At 71.2% G+C, this 19,909-nt stretch carries 20 protein-coding genes; 10 read left to right on the forward strand and 10 right to left on the reverse strand.

All coding sequences use genetic code 11. The features are described from left to right. Nucleotides 1–3: 3 nt before the first annotated feature. Nucleotides 4–1,179 carry a threonine--tRNA ligase gene (gene thrS / locus AB0B91_RS14855; RefSeq protein ID WP_358318806.1) on the reverse strand — a complete coding sequence of 392 codons (1,176 nt, stop codon included), beginning with the start codon at nt 1,177–1,179 and terminating at the stop codon, nt 4–6. Between the two features lie 227 nt (nt 1,180–1,406). Between thrS and AB0B91_RS14860 the strand changes: the two genes are divergently transcribed. Beyond that, complete coding sequence (locus AB0B91_RS14860; protein WP_358318807.1) at nt 1,407–2,378, forward strand: LuxR C-terminal-related transcriptional regulator; 972 nt, start codon at nt 1,407–1,409, stop codon at nt 2,376–2,378. A gap of 5 nt (nt 2,379–2,383) precedes the next feature. Here AB0B91_RS14860 and bla read toward each other — a convergent pair whose 3' ends face one another. Next, a complete protein-coding gene (gene bla, locus AB0B91_RS14865; protein ID WP_358318808.1) occupies nt 2,384–3,328 on the reverse strand; it encodes a class A beta-lactamase in 945 nt (314 codons plus the stop codon). Nucleotides 3,329–3,440: 112 nt separating this feature from the next. Then, complete coding sequence (locus AB0B91_RS14870) at nt 3,441–3,902, reverse strand: ATP-binding protein (protein ID WP_358318809.1); 462 nt, start codon at nt 3,900–3,902, stop codon at nt 3,441–3,443. Between the two features lie 159 nt (nt 3,903–4,061). Between AB0B91_RS14870 and AB0B91_RS14875 the strand changes: the two genes are divergently transcribed. The 5 genes from AB0B91_RS14875 (at nt 4,062) to AB0B91_RS14895 (ending at nt 9,104) form a co-directional block, all read left to right on the forward strand. Then, nucleotides 4,062–4,529, forward strand: a complete 468-nt coding sequence (locus AB0B91_RS14875) for an adenylyltransferase/cytidyltransferase family protein (RefSeq protein WP_358318810.1) — start codon at nt 4,062–4,064, stop codon at nt 4,527–4,529. Nucleotides 4,530–4,559: 30 nt separating this feature from the next. Next, a complete protein-coding gene (locus AB0B91_RS14880; RefSeq protein ID WP_358318811.1) occupies nt 4,560–5,147 on the forward strand; it encodes a hypothetical protein in 588 nt (195 codons plus the stop codon). Between the two features lie 91 nt (nt 5,148–5,238). Continuing rightward, nucleotides 5,239–5,991: a DUF427 domain-containing protein gene (locus AB0B91_RS14885; RefSeq protein WP_358318812.1), complete on the forward strand. Its 753-nt coding sequence runs from the start codon at nt 5,239–5,241 to the stop codon at nt 5,989–5,991. 579 nt (nt 5,992–6,570) lie between these two features. After that, a complete protein-coding gene (locus AB0B91_RS14890; RefSeq protein ID WP_358318813.1) occupies nt 6,571–7,506 on the forward strand; it encodes an ABC transporter ATP-binding protein in 936 nt (311 codons plus the stop codon). Then, the gene (locus AB0B91_RS14895; protein WP_358318814.1) at nt 7,503–9,104 is read left to right on the forward strand and encodes a polyketide antibiotic transporter; all 1,602 of its coding nucleotides are present in this window, start codon (nt 7,503–7,505) and stop codon (nt 9,102–9,104) included. Before AB0B91_RS14890 ends, AB0B91_RS14895 begins: the two co-directional genes overlap by 4 nt. Nucleotides 9,105–9,126: 22 nt before the next feature. Here AB0B91_RS14895 and AB0B91_RS14900 read toward each other — a convergent pair whose 3' ends face one another. From AB0B91_RS14900 to AB0B91_RS14910, 3 genes are all read right to left on the reverse strand, one after another. Continuing rightward, nucleotides 9,127–9,336, reverse strand: coding sequence for an FAD-dependent monooxygenase (locus AB0B91_RS14900; protein ID WP_358318815.1), 210 nt, complete (start codon nt 9,334–9,336; stop codon nt 9,127–9,129). Between the two features lie 94 nt (nt 9,337–9,430). Then, nucleotides 9,431–10,423: a magnesium and cobalt transport protein CorA gene (locus AB0B91_RS14905; RefSeq protein WP_358318816.1), complete on the reverse strand. Its 993-nt coding sequence runs from the start codon at nt 10,421–10,423 to the stop codon at nt 9,431–9,433. A 111-nt stretch (nt 10,424–10,534) separates the two neighbouring features. Next, nucleotides 10,535–11,569 carry a hypothetical protein gene (locus AB0B91_RS14910; protein WP_358318817.1) on the reverse strand — a complete coding sequence of 345 codons (1,035 nt, stop codon included), beginning with the start codon at nt 11,567–11,569 and terminating at the stop codon, nt 10,535–10,537. Between the two features lie 143 nt (nt 11,570–11,712). Here AB0B91_RS14910 and AB0B91_RS14915 point away from each other — a divergent pair, with 143 nt between their 5' ends. From AB0B91_RS14915 to AB0B91_RS14925, 3 genes are read left to right on the forward strand one after another with little or no spacing between them, the layout of a single operon-like run. After that, a complete protein-coding gene (locus AB0B91_RS14915; protein WP_358318818.1) occupies nt 11,713–12,105 on the forward strand; it encodes a GntR family transcriptional regulator in 393 nt (130 codons plus the stop codon). Continuing rightward, nucleotides 12,102–12,956, forward strand: coding sequence for an ABC transporter ATP-binding protein (locus AB0B91_RS14920; protein ID WP_358318819.1), 855 nt, complete (start codon nt 12,102–12,104; stop codon nt 12,954–12,956). The genes AB0B91_RS14915 and AB0B91_RS14920 overlap by 4 nt, the downstream gene beginning before the upstream one ends. Beyond that, nucleotides 12,953–13,918 carry a hypothetical protein gene (locus AB0B91_RS14925; protein ID WP_358318820.1) on the forward strand — a complete coding sequence of 322 codons (966 nt, stop codon included), beginning with the start codon at nt 12,953–12,955 and terminating at the stop codon, nt 13,916–13,918. Before AB0B91_RS14920 ends, AB0B91_RS14925 begins: the two co-directional genes overlap by 4 nt. Nucleotides 13,919–13,937: 19 nt before the next feature. Here the strand turns inward: AB0B91_RS14925 and AB0B91_RS14930 are convergent, their stop codons facing one another. Both AB0B91_RS14930 and AB0B91_RS14935 read right to left on the reverse strand, forming a co-directional pair. After that, nucleotides 13,938–14,519 (reverse strand): TIGR03086 family metal-binding protein, encoded by a 582-nt coding sequence (locus tag AB0B91_RS14930; RefSeq protein WP_358318821.1) that lies wholly within the window; start codon nt 14,517–14,519, stop codon nt 13,938–13,940. A gap of 39 nt (nt 14,520–14,558) precedes the next feature. Further along, on the reverse strand, nt 14,559–15,209 hold the full coding sequence (locus AB0B91_RS14935) for a TetR family transcriptional regulator (RefSeq protein ID WP_358318822.1): 651 nt from the start codon (nt 15,207–15,209) through the stop codon (nt 14,559–14,561). A 94-nt stretch (nt 15,210–15,303) separates the two neighbouring features. On the opposite strand from AB0B91_RS14935, the gene AB0B91_RS14940 reads away from it, so the two are divergent. Next, entirely contained in the window at nt 15,304–16,782 is a 1,479-nt protein-coding gene (locus tag AB0B91_RS14940) for an FAD-dependent monooxygenase (protein WP_358318823.1), read from the forward strand. Here the strand turns inward: AB0B91_RS14940 and AB0B91_RS14945 are convergent. Both AB0B91_RS14945 and AB0B91_RS14950 read right to left on the reverse strand, forming a co-directional pair. After that, nucleotides 16,775–18,037, reverse strand: a complete 1,263-nt coding sequence (locus AB0B91_RS14945) for a M20/M25/M40 family metallo-hydrolase (RefSeq protein ID WP_358318824.1) — start codon at nt 18,035–18,037, stop codon at nt 16,775–16,777. The genes AB0B91_RS14940 and AB0B91_RS14945 overlap by 8 nt on opposite strands. Beyond that, nucleotides 18,034–19,908 carry a prolyl oligopeptidase family serine peptidase gene (locus AB0B91_RS14950; protein ID WP_358318825.1) on the reverse strand — a complete coding sequence of 625 codons (1,875 nt, stop codon included), beginning with the start codon at nt 19,906–19,908 and terminating at the stop codon, nt 18,034–18,036. Before AB0B91_RS14950 ends, AB0B91_RS14945 begins: the two co-directional genes overlap by 4 nt. Between the last annotated feature and the right edge of the window lies 1 nt (nt 19,909).

A 19,909-nucleotide genomic window follows, 5' to 3' on the forward strand; every position in this document is an offset into this window, starting at 1 on the left:
CGGTCAGAATTCCGGACGGCATCGAGCGGCCAGCTCGGCGACGGGCAGCGCGCCCGCCTGGCTGCCGTCGCGCAACCGCACCGACGCCTCACCGCCCGCCGCCTCGCGCGGGCCCACGACGAGCTGGTACGGCACCAGCCGATGCGCCCTGATCCGGGCCCCGAGGCTGCCCTTGTCCGGCGCGGACAGCTCGGCCCGCAGCCCGGCCGCGACGCCGCTCCGTACCAGCTCCCTGGCGGCCGGCAGCTCGGCGTCGGTGAGGGGCAGCACGACGGCCTGCACCGGCGCCAGCCAGGCGGGGAACGCCCCGCCGTGCACCTCGATCAGGTGCGCGACCAGCCGTTCCAGGCCGCCCACGACGCTGCGGTGGACCATGACCGGACGCCCGCCGCCCGCGTGCGAGAGGTCGAAACGGCCGGGCTGGTAGAGATCCACCTGAACGGTCGACAGGGTCGCCTCGCGGCCCAGTGGGTCGGCGATCTGGATGTCGATCTTCGGGCCGTAGAAGGCGGCCTCGCCCCGCTCCTCGTCGTACGCGCGGCCCCGCTCGCGCAGCACCTCGCGCAGGATCGACTCCGACTCGGCCCACAGGGCCGGGTCGTCGACGTACTTGCCGCCCTCGCCCCGCAGCGAGAGCCGGTAGCGGACGGCCTCGATGCCGAGCTGGGCGTGCGCGGCCTCGATGAGGTCGAGCGCGGCCGACACCTCGGCGGCGGCGTCCTGCGGTGCGCAGAAGACGTGACCGTCGTTGAGCTGGATGGCCCGCACCCTGGTCAGGCCGCCCAGCACGCCCGACAGCTCCGAGCGGTACATGCCGCCCAGCTCGGCCAGGCGCAGCGGCAGGTCGCGGTGGCTGCGCGGACGTGAGCGGTAGATGAGCGCGTGGTGCGGGCACAGGCTCGGCCGCAGCACGAACTCCTCCCCGCCCACCTCCATGACCGGGAACATGTCGTCGCCGTAGTGCGCCCAGTGGCCGGATCTCTCATACAGCTCGCGCTTGCCCAGCACGGGCGAGTTGACGTGCTGGTAGCCGTGGCGGCGTTCGAGCTCGTACACGTAGTCCTCGACGGCCTTGCGGATCGCCGCGCCGGCCGGCAGCCAGAACGGCAGCCCGGAGCCGATCATCGGGTCGGTGTCGAAGATGCCCAGCTCACGGCCGAGCCTGCGGTGGTCGTTCATGATCGTCCTTCGCGGGAAAGGGCGAACGACCAGAAACCCCGGGCGTTCGCCCGGGGAGCATGGAATCAGCGCGCCGGGACCGTGTCCGGCGTCGTCGTGACGTAAGCGCGCTGCATGCCCGCGACCTTAGCATCCGCGCCGATCACGGCGCTCGGTAAATGTTCCGGAGTGCCAGGGCGTGGTCAGGCGGTCTCAGTGCGCGAGTTCGCGCACTGATATAAAGAACCGTGGCCGAGATCACCCTGAACGTCCGCCAGTTGCAGGCGTTCGCCGAGGTCGGCTACCAGGCGGCGGGCGGCGGTGGCGCGCGCGGCGCGATGGCCGCGCTGCGCCGGGTGGTCCCGGTGGACGCCTACGAGTTCGTCGCGTTCGACCCGGCCAGCGGGCGGCACCACAGCGTCGTCTCCGACGGCCACCGGCGCATCGACGGCGACGCCGCGGAGGAGTACGCCGGGCTCGACGCCTATCGCACGGCGATGGCCACGCGGGCGCCGGTGCCGATGCCCGAGCCGGGCACCGAGCGCTATTTCCGCCGTCATCTCGCCCCATACGGGTGGCGCGCCGGGCTGACCGCGCCGCTGTTCCTGGCCGACGGACGTTACACGGGCCTGCTGCACCTGGCGGCCAGGGAGGCGTTCCCCGAGCTCACCGGCCCGCTGGTGGCGGCGGTGGCGCCCATGCTGGCGCACGTCACGGACCTGACCCGGTGCGTGATCGATCCGGTGGGGCTGCCGCCGGGGTTCCTCGCGGCCGCCTTCGACCGGCTGGGCGTCCGGCGCGAGGTCCCCGGCGTCGCGAAGTCCGCCGCCCTGTGGGACGAACCGGCCATCGCGGGACTCGCCCGTGCCTTCATCGACTCGCGCGAGCTGAGCCGCCGCGGCCTCTGGCTCGACCGAGCCGGTCGCTGGCACGAGGTGCGGGTGGTGCGGGCCGGCGTCGGCTTCCAGGGCTCGCTCCAGGGCGCGGTGGTGGCCGAACGCCCGTGCTCCCTGCCGTACGAGCTGACCGGCAGGGAGGTGGACGTGCTCACCCGGGTCGCGGCCGGCGACTCCAACCCGCAGATCGCCGCCGCCCTGGTGCTCAGCGTCCGCACCGTGACGACCCATCTGGAGCACATCTTCGCCAAGCTGGGCTGCGACAGCCGCACCCGCCTCACGACCAAGGCCCTCGCCGAGGGCCTGTGCCGTCTCGACGTCTGACCGCGTTACGGAAGTCTGCCCAGGCCGCGGGCGAGGATGGTGGCGGTGCCGGCGACGACCTTCTCGTCGTTGGCGGCGTCGGCGGCCGGGCGGTTGGTGTAGATCGCCATGATGATGGGGGCGGCATCCTTGGCCGGCCAGATGACCGCGATGTCGTTGGCCGTCCCGTACGTCGAGCCGGTGCCGGTCTTGTCGCCGATCGTCCAGGTCTTGGGCAGGCCGGCGCGGATGCGGGCGCCGCCGGTGGTGTTCGCCTTCAGCCAGCCGTTCAGGGTCGCCCGGTCCTTGGCGTCGAGCGCGTCACCGGTCGTGACCTTCCGGAGGTCGCGGGCGATGGACGCGGGAGTGGTGGTGTCCCGCCGCTCCTTGGGGGTCCAGTCGTTGAGCTCGGTCTCCCAGCGGTCCAGGCGGGAGATCGGGTCCTTCAGCGTACGGAAGTAGCGGGTCAGGCCCGCCGGCCCGCCGATCTGCTTCAGCACCATGTTGCCGGCGGTGTTGTCGCTGTAGGTGATCGCGGCCTTGCACAACTCGGCGACGGTCAGCCCGTCCGCCACGTGCTTCTCGGTCACCGGCGAATTCGACTTCAGGTCGTCGGCCGTCCAGTGCACGACCCGCTCCATCAGCCCCGGGTCCGAGGTGCGGGCCTTGTGCAGCGCGGCGGCGGAGATCATCGCCTTGAAGGTGGACAGCAGCGGGAAGCGTTCACCCGATCGGTAGGCGATCGTCTTCCCTGTGCCCGTGTCCAGGGCGTACGCGCCGATGCGGCCCTTGAAAGACGCCTCAAGCGCGCGCAGCTCCTTCTGGGCGCTTGAGGCGTCCCGTAGGTCACTCACCGCCTTTGTCGCGGCCGAGGCGGTGCCCGTCCCATAGACGCCGCCGCCGATGAGGGAGATCGTCAGCGCGGCCGCTTGCAGCGCGGCCGGGAAGCGGCGGGCGCGGGGGTTTCGCATGCCATGTCCTTGCTCTCGTCCAACAGAGGAGAGGAGCACAGCAGATCTGATCAGGTGATGTCTAATATCGATATCGAGAACATCTCCATATCGGTTATCGCATGACCGCAGGTCAGACCGCCTCAGCGGACCGTTGCGCGGGGACCGTCACCATGCGCATCTCGAACCACACGGCCGTCGCGCCGCTCTCGCGGACGACCCCCCACCGGTGGCTGAGCGCATCGAGCAGCGGCAGTCCGCGCCCGCTGGTCGCCTGCGGCCCGGTACGGCACGCGCACGGCGCCCCGCTCGACCCCCCGTCCTTCACCAGCACCCGCACCAGGGGCCCCGCGGAGAGCACCGACACCGTGAACCAGCCGCCCTCGCCGGAGCGGGAGTGCAGGATCGCGTTCGTGGCCAGCTCGCTGGTGAGCAGCACGCAGTCGTCGTACAGCGGATGGTCGCGGCCGAGCGCCGCCGTCACCAGCCCCCGCACCCTCGCCACCTGGGACGGAGCCCCTGGGAACCGGACGACGAGCGTGCCGTTGCCGGGCTCCTCGCCCCCTTCGACGCTGTGAAAGTCCGGCGGTGCCACGGCGACCTCCCCGATGACGGCTGCGTCATGAGACGCGTCAGACGGGTGCGAGAGGTTATCGCGAAAAGGTAGGAATGCCCTTTCCCGCGATCGATTGCGCGCCCGTTCCGGCCGACCGAGTACGCTGCGATCGACGAGTCGACTAGGAGGGGTGCCTGCGTGAGCAGCCTGGAGGCCGTCTGGGTGCAGCCATACGACCACCCGGGGGCCGTGTTCGTGACCGGAGTCTTCGACATCCTGCACGTCGGGCACGTGCGCTATCTGGGTGCCGTGGCCGGGCGGGGGCTGCCGCTGGTGGTCGGCGTGGAGGACGATCCACGCGTACGCGCGTGGAAGGGACCGACGCGCCCGGTCAACCCGGCCGTCGAGCGCGCCGAGGTGCTGGCCGCGCTCCGCTTCGTGAGCGGGGTGTTCATCGTGACCGGACCCTCGGAGGCGCACGGCCCGGAGGACTACATCGACCTGCTCGCCCCCATGCGGCCCGGAGCGCTCGCGCACACCGCGGGCGACCCGCACGCGGGCGGCCGCTGCGCCGCCGCCGCGCTGCTGGGCGCCGAATGCTGGGAGCTGGAGGCCATCCCCGGCCGATCGACCACCAGGATCGTCAACGCGGCGGGCATGGGCTGACCTCTTCATGATCGGTTAGTCTTTGCTGTCATGACGGCCGACCTGGTGGCGAAGCGGGTGACCGACCTGCTGGCCCCGCAAGTGCTGGTGATCACCATGCCCCCGGCCGTGGGCTTGATCGCCCATGGCTGGAGCGGTGGCGCGTGGGGCCTGGCGGCCTCGGCGCTGTGCGGCGGCGTGCCCGCCGGGGTGATCGCGCTGGGCGTCCGGTCGGGGCGGCTCGACTCCCACCACATCGTCGACCGGGCCCGCCGCACCGGGCCGCTGCTGGCCGCCGTCGCCGCCGTGCTGGTCGCCCTGGTGCTGCTCGTCGCGCTGGGCGCGCCGACCCTGCTGGTGGCCACGGTGACCGCGATGCTCGTCGCCCTGGCCGTCACCGTGCCGGTCACGATGCGCTGGAAGATCTCCTTCCACGCCGCCGTCTGCGCGGGGACCGTGGTGGTGCTGGCCCATGTCCTGCCCGTGGCGCCGACCGCGCTCGTCGGGGCGGCCGTCGTGGCGCTGGTGTGCTGGGCCCGGGTACGACTGGCCCACCACACGTGGGCGCAGGTGGCGGCGGGGACGCTGGTGGGCACGGCGGCGACTTGGGCGACGCTGGCGGCTTTCGGCCTGTCATAAGAGCTTCGTGGCGTTGGGCCCGCGCCAGAGGGCGGGCAATTACCGGGTAATCGGGTGGAATAGCCGCGACTGGTTGGTGGTTGCCGCGAGCATGGAAGCGAAGGAAGCCACGAGCCGCGGCCGGGTGCGTGTCGAGCGCTCCGCCAAGCGGATCAGGACCTACCTCGGCGGCCGGGTGGTGGCCGACACCACTCACGCCCTCCTGGTGTGGGAAATCCCCTATTACCCGACGTACTACTTCCCGCTGGCGGACGTGGAGGAGGCCGCGCTCAAGCAGACGGGCGCGACCAAGCACTCGCCCAGCCGGGGGGACGGCGTGGTCTACACGGTCACCTCGGGAGGCGCGGAGGCCCCGGAGGGGGCCCTGGCGTACCCGGAGTCGCCGCTGGAGGACATCCGCGGGCACATCCGCTTCGAGTGGGACGCCATGGACGCCTGGTTCGAGGAGGACGAGGAGGTCTTCTTCCACCCGCGCGACCCGTACACCAGGGTCGACATCCTGCCGAGCTCGCGGCACGTACGCGTCGAGGTCGACGGCGTGACGGTGGCCGACTCGCGCAGCCCCCGCATCCTCTTCGAGACGGGCCTGCCTGCCCGCTACTACCTGCCCAAGGTGGATGTCCGGTTCGACCTGCTCGAACACACCGACACCGCCACCCACTGCCCGTACAAGGGCACGGCGGAGTACTGGACGGTCAACGGCCGCAAGGACCTCGCCTGGTCGTACCGGACGCCGCTGCCGGAGAGCGAGCGGGTCGCGGGGCTGGTCGCGTTCTACAACGAGAAGCTCGACATCTACCTCGACGGCGAGCTCCAGGAGCGGCCGAAGAGCAAGTTCGGCTGACGCGCCCCGGGTCGACCCGTTGGAGCGGCTCCGGTCGACCCGTTGATCCCGACCTGGCGCCCTAGAACGGCCGCCGACCCGTTGATCTCGGCCTGGCGCCGTAGGGCGGCCGCCGACCTGTGGTAGGTCTCGGGCGACACGCCCGCGCGGCTGCGCGTGTCGGTAGTGTGCTTCTGGCTCAGACCGGAACGTCCCCACATAGCGGACACGCGCGTGGACAGCGTCGCGGGCGCACCGCGCTCGGTCTCGAAGACGAGGCGGTAGGCGGCCTCTCGCGCGGGCACGGTGAAGTCCGTCTCGACCTTCGACTGCTCGCCCACGAGGACGCCGTTGGCGGCCCACCTTGTCGTCTCCGCACGCCGGTTCTCCGATCATCGGCAAGATACCACCAGATAGTGCATTTGTTGCTGAGCCTGTCAGGAGGGCTGCTGGTCGGCTACACATGCGTATAGTAGGCTTTCTCGTTGCGTAGTCAGATATACGTGTGGATAGGAGCACGGCCCTGATCGGGCCGCTGACGCTCGGATCCGGGACGCGGCGCCGCGAACAGAGGATCGGCGCCCACGAGAAAGGCTCACGATGACAGCTCCCATCTCAGTGAGCGGTCTGGTCAAGACGTTCGGCCGCACCAGGGCGCTGGACGGGCTCGACCTGACCGTGAACACCGGCGAGGTGCACGGTTTCCTCGGACCGAACGGTGCCGGGAAGAGCACCACGATCCGGATCCTGCTCGGCTTACTGCGCGCCGACGCGGGCACCGCCCGGTTGCTCGGCGGCGACCCGTGGGACGACGCGACCAGATTGCATTCCCGGCTGGCCTACGTGCCCGGAGACGTCACGCTCTGGCCTGGCCTGTCCGGCGGCGAGGTCATCGACCTTCTCCTGCAGTCGCGTGGCGGCGCCGACCGTGCCCGACGTCAAGAGCTGATCGAACGCTTCGACCTGGACCCCAGGGTCAAGGTCCGCGCCTACTCCAAGGGCAACCGGCAGAAGGTGGCGCTGATCGCCGCGCTCGCCTCCGACGCCGAGCTGCTGATCCTCGATGAGCCCACCGCGGGCCTGGACCCGTTGATGGAGGCGGTGTTCCGCGACGTGGTTCGTGAGACGCGGCGGCGAGGCGACCGTACCGTGCTGCTGTCCAGCCACATCCTCACCGAGGTCGAGGAGCTGTGTGATCGGGTCACCATCATCCGCGACGGCCGGACGATCGACACCGGCGGCCTGCCCGGCCTGCGCCACCTGACCCGCACCTCCATCCAGGCCGAGCTCTCCGCCGCTCCCGGCGCGCCCGCCGGCTCTCCCCGCGAGCTCGCCGAGCTGCCGGGAGTGCACGATCTGCGGACGGAGAACGGGCTCGTGCGCTTCGATGTCGAGGCCGACACGCTCGCCCCGGCGCTGCGGTGCCTCGCCTCCCTCGGTGTCCGTAGCCTCCTCAGCCAACCGCCCACGCTCGAGCAGGTGTTCCTGCGGTACTACGACAGGGCCGGCGCGACGCGCGCGGAGGCGGTCCGATGAACGCGCTCACCGGGACGGCTCGGTCGGCACGGCTGGCGCTGCGCCGCGAAAGACGCATCGCGCCGTGGTGGATCATCCTGCTCGTCGCCCTGGCCCTGGTGCTGGTCTCCTACATCAACCGGGCCATGCCCACCCCCGAGTTGATGACGACCTACACCACGATGATCAACCGCAACAGCTTCTTCCGGGCGCTCGGCGGCGGCTTCGTCGTGCCTGACCTGGGCTATATGGCGGCCTGGCGCAGCGGCGGTTTCCTCTACGTGCTGAACGGGCTGGCCGCCCTGATGGCCGTCGTCCGGTACACGCGCGCCGACGAGGAGTCCGGCCGGATCGAGCTGCTGCGCGCGGGTGTGCTCGGCCGCCAGGCTCCCCTGGCCGCGGCCCTGCTGGTGGCGGGCGGGGTCAGCCTCGCCGGTGGCGCGTCGACCACGATCGCGCTGATCGGGATCGGGCTGGATCCGGCCGGGTCGATCGACTACGGCGCGGCCGTCACCATGGCCGGGTGGGTGTTCGGCGCCATCGCCGCCGTGGCCGCCCAACTCGCGCAGACCGCCCGTATGGCCAGAGCCATCAGCCTGTCCGTGCTCGGCCTCGCCTACATCCTGCGCTACGCCGGCGACGCCTCCGGACAGTACTGGATGAAGTACATCTCCCCGATCGGCTGGAGCCATCTGGTGGAGCCGTACTGGAGTGATCGTTGGTGGCTGCTGGCGATTCCAGCAGCGGTGACCGCCGCGCTGACGGCCATCGCCTACCGCCTGGCCGGCCGTCGCGACCTCGGCGCCGGACTGATCCACGAGCGTCGCGGGCCCGCGACCGCCCCCGGCCTGCGCGGCCCGATCAGCCTGTCCTGGCGGCTCCACCGCGGCCTGCTGGTCACCTGGGCCGCCGGAATCGCCTGCTTCGCGGCTGCGGCCGGCGGCGTCAGCACCCTGGTGTACCAGTTCACCGAGGCGCCCGGCGTAACGGTCGACAACCTGCTGGAGGCTTTCGGCGGCAGTCCGGGAGGCGGGGCGGTCGACTTCGCGCTCTGGGCCATCATCCTGATCTTCGCTCACGTCATCGCGCTCTACCCGGTCCTCATGGTCCAGCGGCTGCGCGCCGACGAGACCGCCGGCCGCGCCGAAGCCGTACAGGCCACCCCGATGACCCGGCTGCGCTGGGCCACCGGGCAACTGGTGGTGACCGGCCTGGGCACGGCGGCCCTGCTCGCCGTCGCCGGAGTCGTCTTCGGTACGTTCTACGCGTTCCTCGTCGGCGATCCCGCGGTGGACATCGCCCGCATCCTCGCCGGAACCCTGGGCACCATCCCCGCCGCCTGGCTGGTCGGGGCGGTCTGCGTGCTCGCCTACGGCCTGGTCCCGAGGGCCTCCGTGGTGATCGGCTGGATCATCTGGATCGCGGTGGCGGTCATGGGACGGGCCGCCGGCCCCCTGTACGGACTCTGGGGCGGGACTCCCTTCGAGCCCTTCCACTACATCCCCAACACCGTCGCCGGAGCCCCCTTCGACCCGGCGCCCGCCCTCACCATGGTCGCGCTGTCGGCGCTGTTGCTCGGTGGCGGGCTACTCGCCCTCCGCCACCGCGATTTCGGCTGAGGCCCTCATAGCCCACGCCCTGTCACTCCGGCCCGCGCGCCACAGGGGCCACGGTGACGCCTGTGCCGCCCGCCGACGCCAGCTCGCGGGCGAGCGTCCACGCGCCGATCAGCGCTTGTGAGGTGCCCATGCCGCTGGTCGGCGCGGCGCAGTTCCCCGCGTCGCCGACCAGCGTGATCCGGCCGGATGACCAGTGGTCCAGGTGGATCTGGCAGGTCGAGGCGAAAGTCATCCGCTTCACCCACCGGCGCGGAGGTGATCGCCGAGCTCCGATCGCTCGCCACCACGCTCTGACGGGGCTGTCATGTCCGGTCGTAAGTACCTCTTCACAACCACCCGCTCTTGCGCAGCAACCGGTGGACGATGAACGTGACGATGACCATGAGGCTCAGGCTGAGGGGATAGCCGAGCAGCCAGTGCAGCTCGGGCATGTGATCGAAGTTCATGCCGTAGATCCCGGCGATCATGGTGGGGACGGCGATGAGGGCCGCCCACGAGGAGATCTTGCGCATGTCGACGTTCTGCTGAATGGCCGCCGCGCTCTGCTCACGGCTCACCAGGGCCAGATGAGCGCTCAGGGCGCTGGTGAGCAGTTCGTTGTGCTCGTCGACCTGGGCGTCCACGCGGAGCAGGTGGTCCAGGACGTCACGGAATTGGTCACGGGCGACCGTGCACAACTCCACCCGGCCTTTGACGATCTCCTCCAGAACCGGCACCAGAGGATCTTGGGCTGCGCGGAACTCCAGCACCTCGCGCTTGAGGGAGTAGATGTCTTCGGTGACATCGGCCTGCTCGCCGCTGAAGACGCGTCGCTCCAGGACGATGAGGTCGTGTTCGATCTCGTGGGAGATCTGTGAGTACGTGTCCACGACCTGATCGCAGATCGCGTAGAGCACTCCGGAGGGCCCGGCGGCCAGCAGTTCGGGATCGGATTCGATGCGCCGGCGCACCCCGGCCAGCGGGTTGGCCTGGCCGTGCCGGACACTGATGACGAAGTCGCGGCCCAGGAACAGGTTGATCTCACCGACCTCGATGTCGGAGCTCTCCTCCACGTACAGCAGCGGCTTGAGCACCATGAACAGGGTGTCGTCATAGCGTTCGAGCTTGGGCCGCTGGTGGGCGTGGATGGCGTCCTCCACGGCCAGCGGATGTAGCTTCACCTCTTGGGTGATGAGGTCGAACTCCTCCTGGGTGGGCTCGTGCAGGCCGATCCACAAGAAGCAGTCGCCTCTGGCCCGGGCGTCACCGAAGGCGTCACTGATGTCGCCGCTGATGGTCTCGCGCACGCCGTTGCAGTAGATCGCCTTGTCCACAATCACATCAGGCATTGTGGCGCATTCCGCGACCTACCGCCGGGGCCGCATCCTGCTCGCCGGGGAGACGGCGAGTTCCAGGAACGGCCCAAGAGCGAGTTCAGCCGAGGCCGGTCATCAGCGGCCACTGCCGGCCGTCAGGCCGGAGTAGCCGGCCACCACCTGGACCTGGGCGGGTTTCCCGTCCTTGGGCGGGATGTGCGCCGCCACCTGGATCAGCTCGGTCATCTTCATGGAGTTGTAGTAGTGGCCACGCAGCAGGCCGCTGTCCTTCTGGAAGACGTAGTTGCGCTCCGGGCCCTGCCGTACGTCGTAACGCCTGTCCCGCTGGAGCGTGGTGAAGGTCAGCGCGCCGCCGTCGGCGGTGCGCAGCGCGTACGACGGGTAGCCGGTGGCGGGGCGGACCACCTCGGTGAGCTTCGCGTACCTGGCCATCTTCGCGCGGTTCGACGCCGCGCCGGTGGAGATGTCGTCGGCGGCGAAGAGGGTCTTGTCGGCCGCGGTGCCCTTGCCGCTGAGGTGGGCCGCGTAGCGCCGGGCGAAGTCGCCGGGCGCCATGAGCAGCCCCTTGCCGTCCGCCTGGGCCACCTCGGCGGCGGCGCCCGCGCCGTCGGTCTTGAGGCTCGGCAGCTTGTCGGCCGTGTCCTCGTAGGAGTCGGGGGAGTACACCTGCCGCCAGCCGGCCGCCTCCCGCGCGAACAGCAGGTACGTCACCTCCTTGGCCGTCTCCTTGCCGCGCTGCCAGTGCGCGGTGGTGAGGAACCAGGACGCGCCGCCGGCGGGCGGCGCGTAGTAGGTGGGCTTGGTGTAGGCGAAGGGCTTGTAGGTGTAGTCGGCCTGCTTGGTCAGCAGCCGGCTGGAGGTGTAGGCGGCCTTGTCGATGGCGAAGCTGGACCCACCCTCGAACCCGGCCAGCAGCTTCTCACTCCTGGCCCGGTTGGCGGCGTTGTTGCGTTTGATGTACTCGGCGATGATCGTGCGGCCCTCTTCGTCCGACACCGAGCGGCCGGCCCCCGGTGAGGTCGTGGCGGAGGTCGGTGCCGCCTTCGGCTCCGCCGCTTTGCCGAGCCCTGGCAGGCTGGGCAGGGCGGAGCATCCCGCCAGCAGGCATCCCGCCGTCACGCTACCGATCACTGTCCCGAACCGCCGCACCCCTGCACCTCAACCTACATAGACGGACTAAAGCGCATAAAGGTAGCAGTAGTGGCGGAATGTGATGTGGCCGCGTTCGGTTGACAAGGAGCGCCTCTGTCCAACACCCTTTCCCTATTGAATTAGGGAAAGGGTGTTTTTTGGTGATCGAGTTCTCTCTGGACCGCGGCTCGGGGGTGTCGACGTACCTGCAGCTTGTCCACCAGGTCAAGCAGGCGCTCCGGCTCGGGACGCTGCGGTCGGGCGACCAGCTGCCCACCGCGCGCGAGGTCGTCGAAAAACTGGCGATCAACCCCAACACCGTGCTCAAGGCCTACCGCGAGCTCGAACGCGAAGGGCTGGTCGAGGGGCGGCCCGGGCAGGGGACGTTCGTGCTCCAGTCGATCGCCGGGGCGACGCTCGCCGACCATACCCGGCTGCGCCGGAGCCTGGAGGGGTGGGTGGGGGAGGCGCGCGAGGCGGGGCTCGATCTGGATGATCTTCGGGCGCTGTTCAACGTCGTCGTGACCGACGCGATGAAGGAGGGGGTGGCGTGAGGCCCGTGCTGGAGGCGACGGGACTGGGCGTCCGTTACCGGCGCACGTGGGCGCTGCGCGACTGCTCGCTCTCCGTCCCGGCCGGGCGGGTCGCCGCGCTCGTCGGGCCGAACGGCGCGGGCAAGACCACGCTCATGCACGCCACCGCGGGCCTGATCACCCCCGACCGGGGCTCGGTCACGGTGTACGGCGAGGCGGCCTTCATGGCCCAGGACAAGCCGCTGTACGACGGCTTCACCGTCGCCGAGATGCTCGCGTTCGGCCGCCGGCTCAACCCCGGCTGGGACGACGAGGCCGCACGGAGCAGGCTCCAGGAGCTCGGCATCGGGCTCGACGGGAAGGTGGGCAAGCTCTCCGGCGGACAGCAGGCCCAGGTCGCGCTCACGCTCGTGCTGGCCAGGCACCCCGACCTGCTCGTGCTGGACGAACCGCTGGCCAACCTGGACCCGCTGGCCAGGCACGACGTCATGCGGTCGATCATGGCCGAGGTCGCGGACCGCGGGCTGAGCGTGCTGCTGTCCTCGCACGTGGTCTCCGACCTGGAGGACACCTGCGACTGGCTGGTCGTGCTGAACGGCGGGCGGCTGCAGGTCAGCGGCGACGTCGAGGAGCTCCTGGCCGAGCACCGCGTGCTGTCCGGCCCCGCCGAGCTGGCCGACGGCCTGGCGGCCAGGGCACGAGTCGTCGGTGCCACGCGTACCGGACGGCAGGCCACGCTGCTCGTGCGGGGCGAGCCCGTGCTGGATCCGCGCTGGAACGTACGGCCGGCCGGGCTGGAAGAGCTGGTCATGGCCTACCTGCGCAGTCCCGAGTCGGCGGCGCTGCCGGGGCTGGCGGGGGTGCGCGGATGATCTGGCTGACCTGGCGACAGCACCGGTCGCAGATGGTGATCACCGCCGGGTTCCTGGCCGCGCTCGGGCTGCTGCTGCTCGGCTCGGCGGTGGAGGCGAAGCTCTACATCGCCGGCCACGCCCCGCCCGGCTGTCCGGGGCCCGCGGCGGCCTGCGGCGAACTGGACGTGGTGCTGGGCCAGCGCTACGACGCGGTCTATACGATCTTCGGCTGGATGCCGCTGGTGCTGCCCGCGCTGATCGGCGCGTTCTGGGGCGCGCCGCTGCTGGGCCGCGAGTACGAGCGGGGCACCCACCGGCTGGCCTGGACCCAGTCGCTGCCGGTGGGGCGCTGGCTGGCGGTCAAGCTCGCCGTGCTGGGCGGGGCGGCGGTAGCCGGCGGGCTGGTGCTGTCGCTGATGGTGAGCCTGTGGCGGCCGGTGTTCCGCAGCGGGATCGACTCGTCGTTCGGCAACATCGGCGTGTTCAACATGGTCGGGGTCGCGCCGGCGGCGTGGTGGCTGTTCGCGTTCGCGCTCGGCACGCTGGCCGGGTCGCTGTTCCGGCGGACGGTGCCCGCCATGGCGCTGGTCGTGGCCGGGATCGTGGCGAGCATGTTCACGTTGTTCGCGGTGAGCGACTACTACGCGGAGCCGGCGCGGGCCGAGCTGACGAACGGTGTCGTGATGGACGATCCCGACGTACGGCTGGTCGGCGTGGCGTGGGAGGAGCCGTCGGGCAGGGAGGTGGAGAGCCCGGCCGCCGGGGTGTGCCCGCGCCGGGTGGACGTCGGGCAGAGCAACCGCAACGCCGAGGCGTGGGAGCGGTGCCTGTTCGGCAAGGGATACCGGTTCGTCGTCTATTACCACCCGCCGGCCCGCTTCTGGCGCTTCCAGTGGACGGAGGCGGGGATCCTGACGGTGGCCTCGGTGGCGATGTTCGGTCTGGTCGTGCGGCGGACCGTGCGCGGCAAGCTCCGCTGACGCGCACGGTCCCGGGCGGTCAGGCGGTCCAGGCCGGGTTGCGGCCCAGGTAGCGGAGGAGCTCCGCCACCTCGTCGTCGCCCGGCTCGGCGGGCACCACCGCGGCGTAGGCGCCCCACTGGCGCAGCGGCTCGACGATGCTCCTGGCCACCGGCAGCAGCTCTCCGGCCAGCTCCGGGGTCAGCGGCGAGGGCTGTCCGGTGGCCAGGGCGATGTCCCAGGCGTGCACCGCCGCGTCGAGCGCGCAGGCGCCCGCGCCCAGCGCGGGCGCCATCTTGTTCGGCGGCACCGGGACGGGCACCTCTTCGGCGTTCTTGTCGACACCGGCCCAGGCCCTGGACGAGCGCTCCAGTGCGGCCTCTACGTACGCCAGCGGGTCCTCGGTCAGCTCGCCCGACGGCTCGAACGGGTTCTCGGCGGGTCCCGGCTCGCCGGTGAGGAAGGCGGCGAAGCCCACCTGGTCGCCCGCGGCGTGCTGGAGCACCTGGGTGACGTTCCACTGCTCGCAGGGCGTCGGGAGGTTCCAGCCGCCGGCCGGGACGCCGCGGACGGCCTGGCGGAGTGCCTCGTGCGAAGCATCGATGACGTTCCAGCCGCTCATCAGAGATCCTTCCGTTCGTGTTGTTATGTCTCCATAGTATCAGAACGGAATGCTTTGTTCCAGTCCTAGGATGAGCATGTCCAGGGCCTGTTCGAAGTCCTTGGCCGGACCGGTCGGCGGGATGTTCCGCAGCAGCCTGCTGAAATGGGGGAGCTGGGCCGGGTCCATCTCCCGGATGTAGACGCCGACCTCCTGCCGGCCCGCGTACTCGCTCAAGTCGCCGGTGAACCCTCCCGTGGACATCAGCAGCGACCCGAAGAGCAGGCCGTTCACCGCGCCGAGCGCGCGCCACACCCCCGCGTCGTCGAAACCGGCCTCGTACAGGGCGCCGACCAGGCTGTCGAGCGGAGTCAGCGCCCGTGCGGAGGTCGGGTTCGCCTGGTCGGTCATCAGGGCTATCGGCACCACCGGGGTGCGGCCGAACACCTCGTACATGCTCAGCGCCATGGCCCGGAGCCGCTGCTGCCACGGCAGCGCCGGGTCGGGCGGCTCCACCTGGCTGAAGGCGCGCTCCGCCAGGCCGTTCAGGATGTCGGCCTTGTTGGAGACATGGTTGTAGAGCGACATCGCCTCGACGCCGAGGGTCTTCGCCAGTCGCCGCATGGACAGCCCCTCAAGGCCCTCTTCCGCGGCCAGTTCCAGGGCCGCGTCCAGGATCTTCTCCCTGTTCAGCGGCTCGCGCCGGGCCATGGTCGCTCCTCTTGCCGTAGCTCTCCGGTTGACAGAGCTTACGGTGTATGTTTCTACTTACGGCGTAAGCATACACCGTAAGTAGGGAGATGCCGTGGACGCGGACGTACTGATCGTCGGCGGTGGGCCGGTCGGCCTGCTGCTGGCCTGCGAGCTGAAGCTGGCGGGCGTGGACCCGCTGGTGCTGGAGGCGGCCACCGGCCGGGAACGGGTCACGCGCAGCCTCGGGATGCGCTCGCTCAACGGGCGCACCATGCACACGCTGGGGCTACGTGGTCTGGTGGAGCCGCTGGCCGAGGCGCAGTGGGCGCTGTTCGACGAGCTGGCGACCGATCGGGAGCCGGCGGAGGGCGACATCGTCGCCGGACTCGTGAGCACCCTCCGGCAGGGCGTGAGCAGCGGGCACTTCAGCGGCCTGCCGCTGGTCGGCGAGCCCGGCAACAGGACCCCCGAGATGCTCCTGCTCAAGCAGCACCAGCTGGAGCAGGTCCTGGCCGACCGCGCGGCCGAGCTCGGCGTCGCGGTGCGGTCCGGGTGCAGGGTCGTCGAGCTCGCCGACGAGGGCGACGGCGTGGTGGCCACGCTCACGGACGGCGGGACCGTACGAGGCGGGTACCTGGTGGGGTGCGACGGCGGCCGGAGCTTCGTGCGCAAGCGGTCCGGCATCCCGTTCTCGGGCACGTCCGCGACCATGACCGGGCGCACCGCGCTGGCCGAGCTGGCCGACCCCGGCGCGATCACCTCGTCCCTGCGCGGCCCCGGCGGCCTGGTGAACCTGTCGCTGGTGCCGGGGGAGATCGCCACCATCGAGTTCGACGGCGGTCCCGTCGAGCGGGACCTGCCGGTCACCGCGGAGGAGATGCAGGAGAGCATCCGGCGGGCCAGCGGCACGGACGCGGTCGTCACCAGGCTGGAGGCCGCCATCCGCTACAGCGACAACACCCGCCACGCCGAGACCTACCGCCGAGGCCGCATTCTGCTCGCCGGGGACGCGGCGCACGTCCACTCGCCGCTCGGCGGGCAGGGCCTCAACCTCGGCCTCCAGGACGCGGCGAACCTGGGCTGGAAGCTCGCCCTGGTGGTCCGCGGCCAGGCGCCCGAACGGCTCCTGGACACCTACACCGCCGAACGGCACCCGGTGGCGGCCCGCGTCCTGCGCAACACCAGGGCCCAGGTCGCCCTGATGCGGCCGGGGCCGCAGGTCGACGCGCTGCGCGAGGTGCTGTCCGAGACGCTGGAGCTCCCCGAGGCCAAGCGGCACTTCATGGACATGGTCAACGGCACGGACATCGACTACGCGCCGGACGCGTCGCGTCCGCTGGCCGGGCGGTTCATGCCGGACTGGGAGATCGAGGGCGCCGGCTGGATCAGGGAACTGCTGGTGGACGGTCGCGGCCTGCTGACGGGTTCGCCCGAAACCCGCGCGGCCGCCAAGGGCCGTGAAGACCACCTCCGCGTGCTTGACGGCGCGCCGGATCAAGCCGACCTGCTGGTACGCCCGGACGGCTACGTCGCCTGGGCCGGTGGGGACGGCCTCGCCGAGGCGCTCGACACCTGGTTCGGCCCTAGGTGAGCAGCCGGGTCAGCACGCGGGTGCCGAACTCCAGCCCCTCCACCGGCACCCGCTCGTCCTTCCCGTGGAACATCCCGAAGTAGTCCAGATCCGGCCGGAGCATGAGCGGCGCGAACCCGTATCCCTTGATGCCGATGCCGGCGAACGACTTGGCGTCGGTGCCGCCGCTCATGACGTACGGCACCGGCCGGGCGAGCGGGTCCTCGGCCACGAGCGCGCCGGCGAGCGAGTCGAAGAACGGCGAGGGGAACGGCGCGGCCGGCGCGTCCTCCAGATTGACGAACTCCCTGGTGATCTTCGGCCCGAGCAGCTCGTCCATGGTCGACAGGAACTCCTCCTGGAGCCCCGGCAGGTAGCGGCCGTCCACGTGCGCGTGGGCCGTGGACGGCACGACGTTGACCTTGTAGCCCGCGTCGAGCATCGTCGGGTTGGCCGAGTTGCGGATCTGCGCCCTGAACAGGTGGCCGAGCGGCCCCAGCCGGGCCGCCTCCTCGTCGAGGCGGTCGAGGTCGATGGACCGGCCGGTGATCTCCGACAGGCTCTGGAGCAGCGCCGCGACCGACGGCGTCAGGCGTACCGGCCACTGGTGGGCGGCCACCCGCGACAGGGCGTGCACCAGCGTCGCGACCGGGTTGTCCACCGCGGGCCTGGAGCCGTGGCCGGCCACGCCGTGGGCGGTGAGCTTCATCCAGGCCGTGCCGCGCTCGCCCACGGCGATCGGGTAGACGCGGTGGTCTCCGTCGGCGACGCTGAAACCGCCCGACTCGCTGATCGCCTCCGTCACGCCGTCGAACAGGTCTCGGTGCTCGGTGACGGCGTGCCGCGAGCCGTAGTCGCCCGTCGCCTCCTCGTCCGCCAGGAACGCCAGCACCAGGTCGCGCTTGGGACGCAGACCGTTCGCCGCCATGCCGAGCACGGTCGAGAGCGTCATCGCGCACGACCCCTTCATGTCGACCGCGCCTCTGCCGTAGACGCAGCCGTCGGTGATCTCACCCGAGAACGGGTGCATCCGCCACTCGGCCGGGTCGGCGGGCACCACGTCGAGATGGCCGTGGATGAGCAGCGCGTCGCGGGAGTCGCCGTCGATCCTGGCGACCACGGTCGTCCGCTTCGGCGCCGACTCGAACACCACCGGCTCCAGACCGGCGTCGGCCAGCAACGTGGCCACGTACTCGGCCGCCGGGCGCTCGCCGGACCCCGGGTTGGTGGTGTCGAACCTGATCAGGTCCGAGCAGATCTCGCCGACGCTCTTCACGGCCGTCCCTTCAGCTCAAGCGGTGCCACCTCGGGCGTCTCGAACCCGAAGATCAATCCGTAGAAGGCCAGCTCAGCCTCCAGGACCGCCACGATAGTCTCCTCCCGGCGCCAGCCGTGCTGCTCACCGGCGAAGGTGAGCAGGGCCCACTGCTTGCCGTGCCGGTCCAGCTCGGCGACGAACCGCTCGGCCTGGCCCACGTCCACGATCGCGTCCTCCAGGCCGTGCAGCATCAGGCACGGCCCGGAGGCCCGCGCGGCGTGCAGCAGCGGCGAGCGGTCGGTGTAGCGCTGCCGGGTCTCGGGCAGCGGCCCGATCAGGCCGTCGAGGTAGCGCGACTCGAAGTCGTGCGTCTCGGCCGCCCAGCTCTCCGGGTCGGTGATCGCGTAGTGCGCGACGCCGCCCGCGAACACGTCGCTGTGCACCAGCGCCGCGACCGTGGTCCAGCCACCGGCGCTGCCGCCGCGGATCGCGATCCTGGCCGCGTCGGCCCGGCCCAGCTCGACCAGCCCACGCGCCACCCTGGCGCAGTCGTCCACGTCGACCACGCCCCACTCGTGCCGCAGCCGCTCGCGGTAGGCACGGCCATAGCCGGTGGAGCCGCCGTAGTTCACCTCGGCCACGCCGAGGCCCCGGCTGGTGAAGTAGGCGACCTCCAGGTCGAGCGTCATCGTGTAGGTGCCGGTGGGCCCGCCGTGCGCGAAGATCACGTACGGCGCGGGGCCCTCGACGCCGGTCGGGTGGTACAGGTGCGCGTGCACGCCCTCGATCGTGACCGTCTCGGGAGTCGGCAGCAGCGCCCGGTCGGGCAGCGGCTTCGGCGCCGACACCGTCTCGTGCGCGCCGCTGTCGAGGTCGACCACGGTCACTTCCGCCGGCGTGTACGGCGTGGCGGACACCGACACGGCCTTGCCCTCGGCGGCCGAGATCGTCGGAGCCCAGTACGTCGCCTCGCCGCCGAGCTCGCGCAGGTCGCCGCGCTCCGGGTCCAGGACGCTCAGGAGGCGGCGGCCGGCGGTGCCGTGCACGAGCACCAGGCGGTCACCGGCGATCGCGAAGAAGGTGCTGCCAGGCTTCCAGGGCGCGGCGCCGACCTCGGACTCCATCGGGGTGAGGTTGCGGGAGCCAGAGCCGTCGCGGGCGATGAGGTGGATGTTCCACCAGCCGGTGGGGTCGGTGACCGCGTACAGGGTGTGCTCGTCGCGCCATTCCGCCTGGATGACGGACTCCGCCGGGCCGCCCGCGATCACCTGGTACGGTCCGGCGGCGCCGTCCTGGTCGAGAGGGGCGACGCACAGTTCGGTGCCGTCCCAGGGCATATTCGGGTGGTCCCAGCCGATCCAGGCGACATATCCGCCGCCGGGGGAGATGCGGGGGTTCATCAGGAAATGTTGGGCTTTGGTGATCACGCGGAGCGGGCCGCCGCCGAGGGGCACCGCGACCAGGTCGCGCATGTCGTCCTGCTCGCGCACGGCCCACACCTCGTCCCGCCCGGGCGGCAGGTAGAGATCGGCGTAGCGCGCCGACCCCTCAGGCGTGAGCGCCACGGGCTCACCGGCCATCTCGCTCGTGGATGGGCCGTCCAGGCGGTAGACGCGCTGGTCAGTCCAGTTGGTGAAGACCAGGCCGCCGCCGGGCAGCGGGCGCCAGGACCGGCCGCCGTACTCGACCACGCGGTTGCGCGCGTTCCACCCCTGGGGCAGGGCGTCGACCCGCGAGCCGTCCGGCAGGCGGCGCACCACGCAGCGCCGGCCGCCCTCGTGCGGGCGCGGCTCGTCCCACCAGACCTCCAGCCCGGCGGGCGTGGCGATGGCCTCCACCCACTGAGGGCCGCCATCGGTACGGGCCACATCGATCGGTCGAATGCTCATA

Origin of the sequence: Nonomuraea sp. NPDC049141 (assembly GCF_040648415.1) — a bacterium.
In the GTDB taxonomy this organism is placed as follows: Bacteria; Actinomycetota; Actinomycetes; order Streptosporangiales; family Streptosporangiaceae; genus Nonomuraea.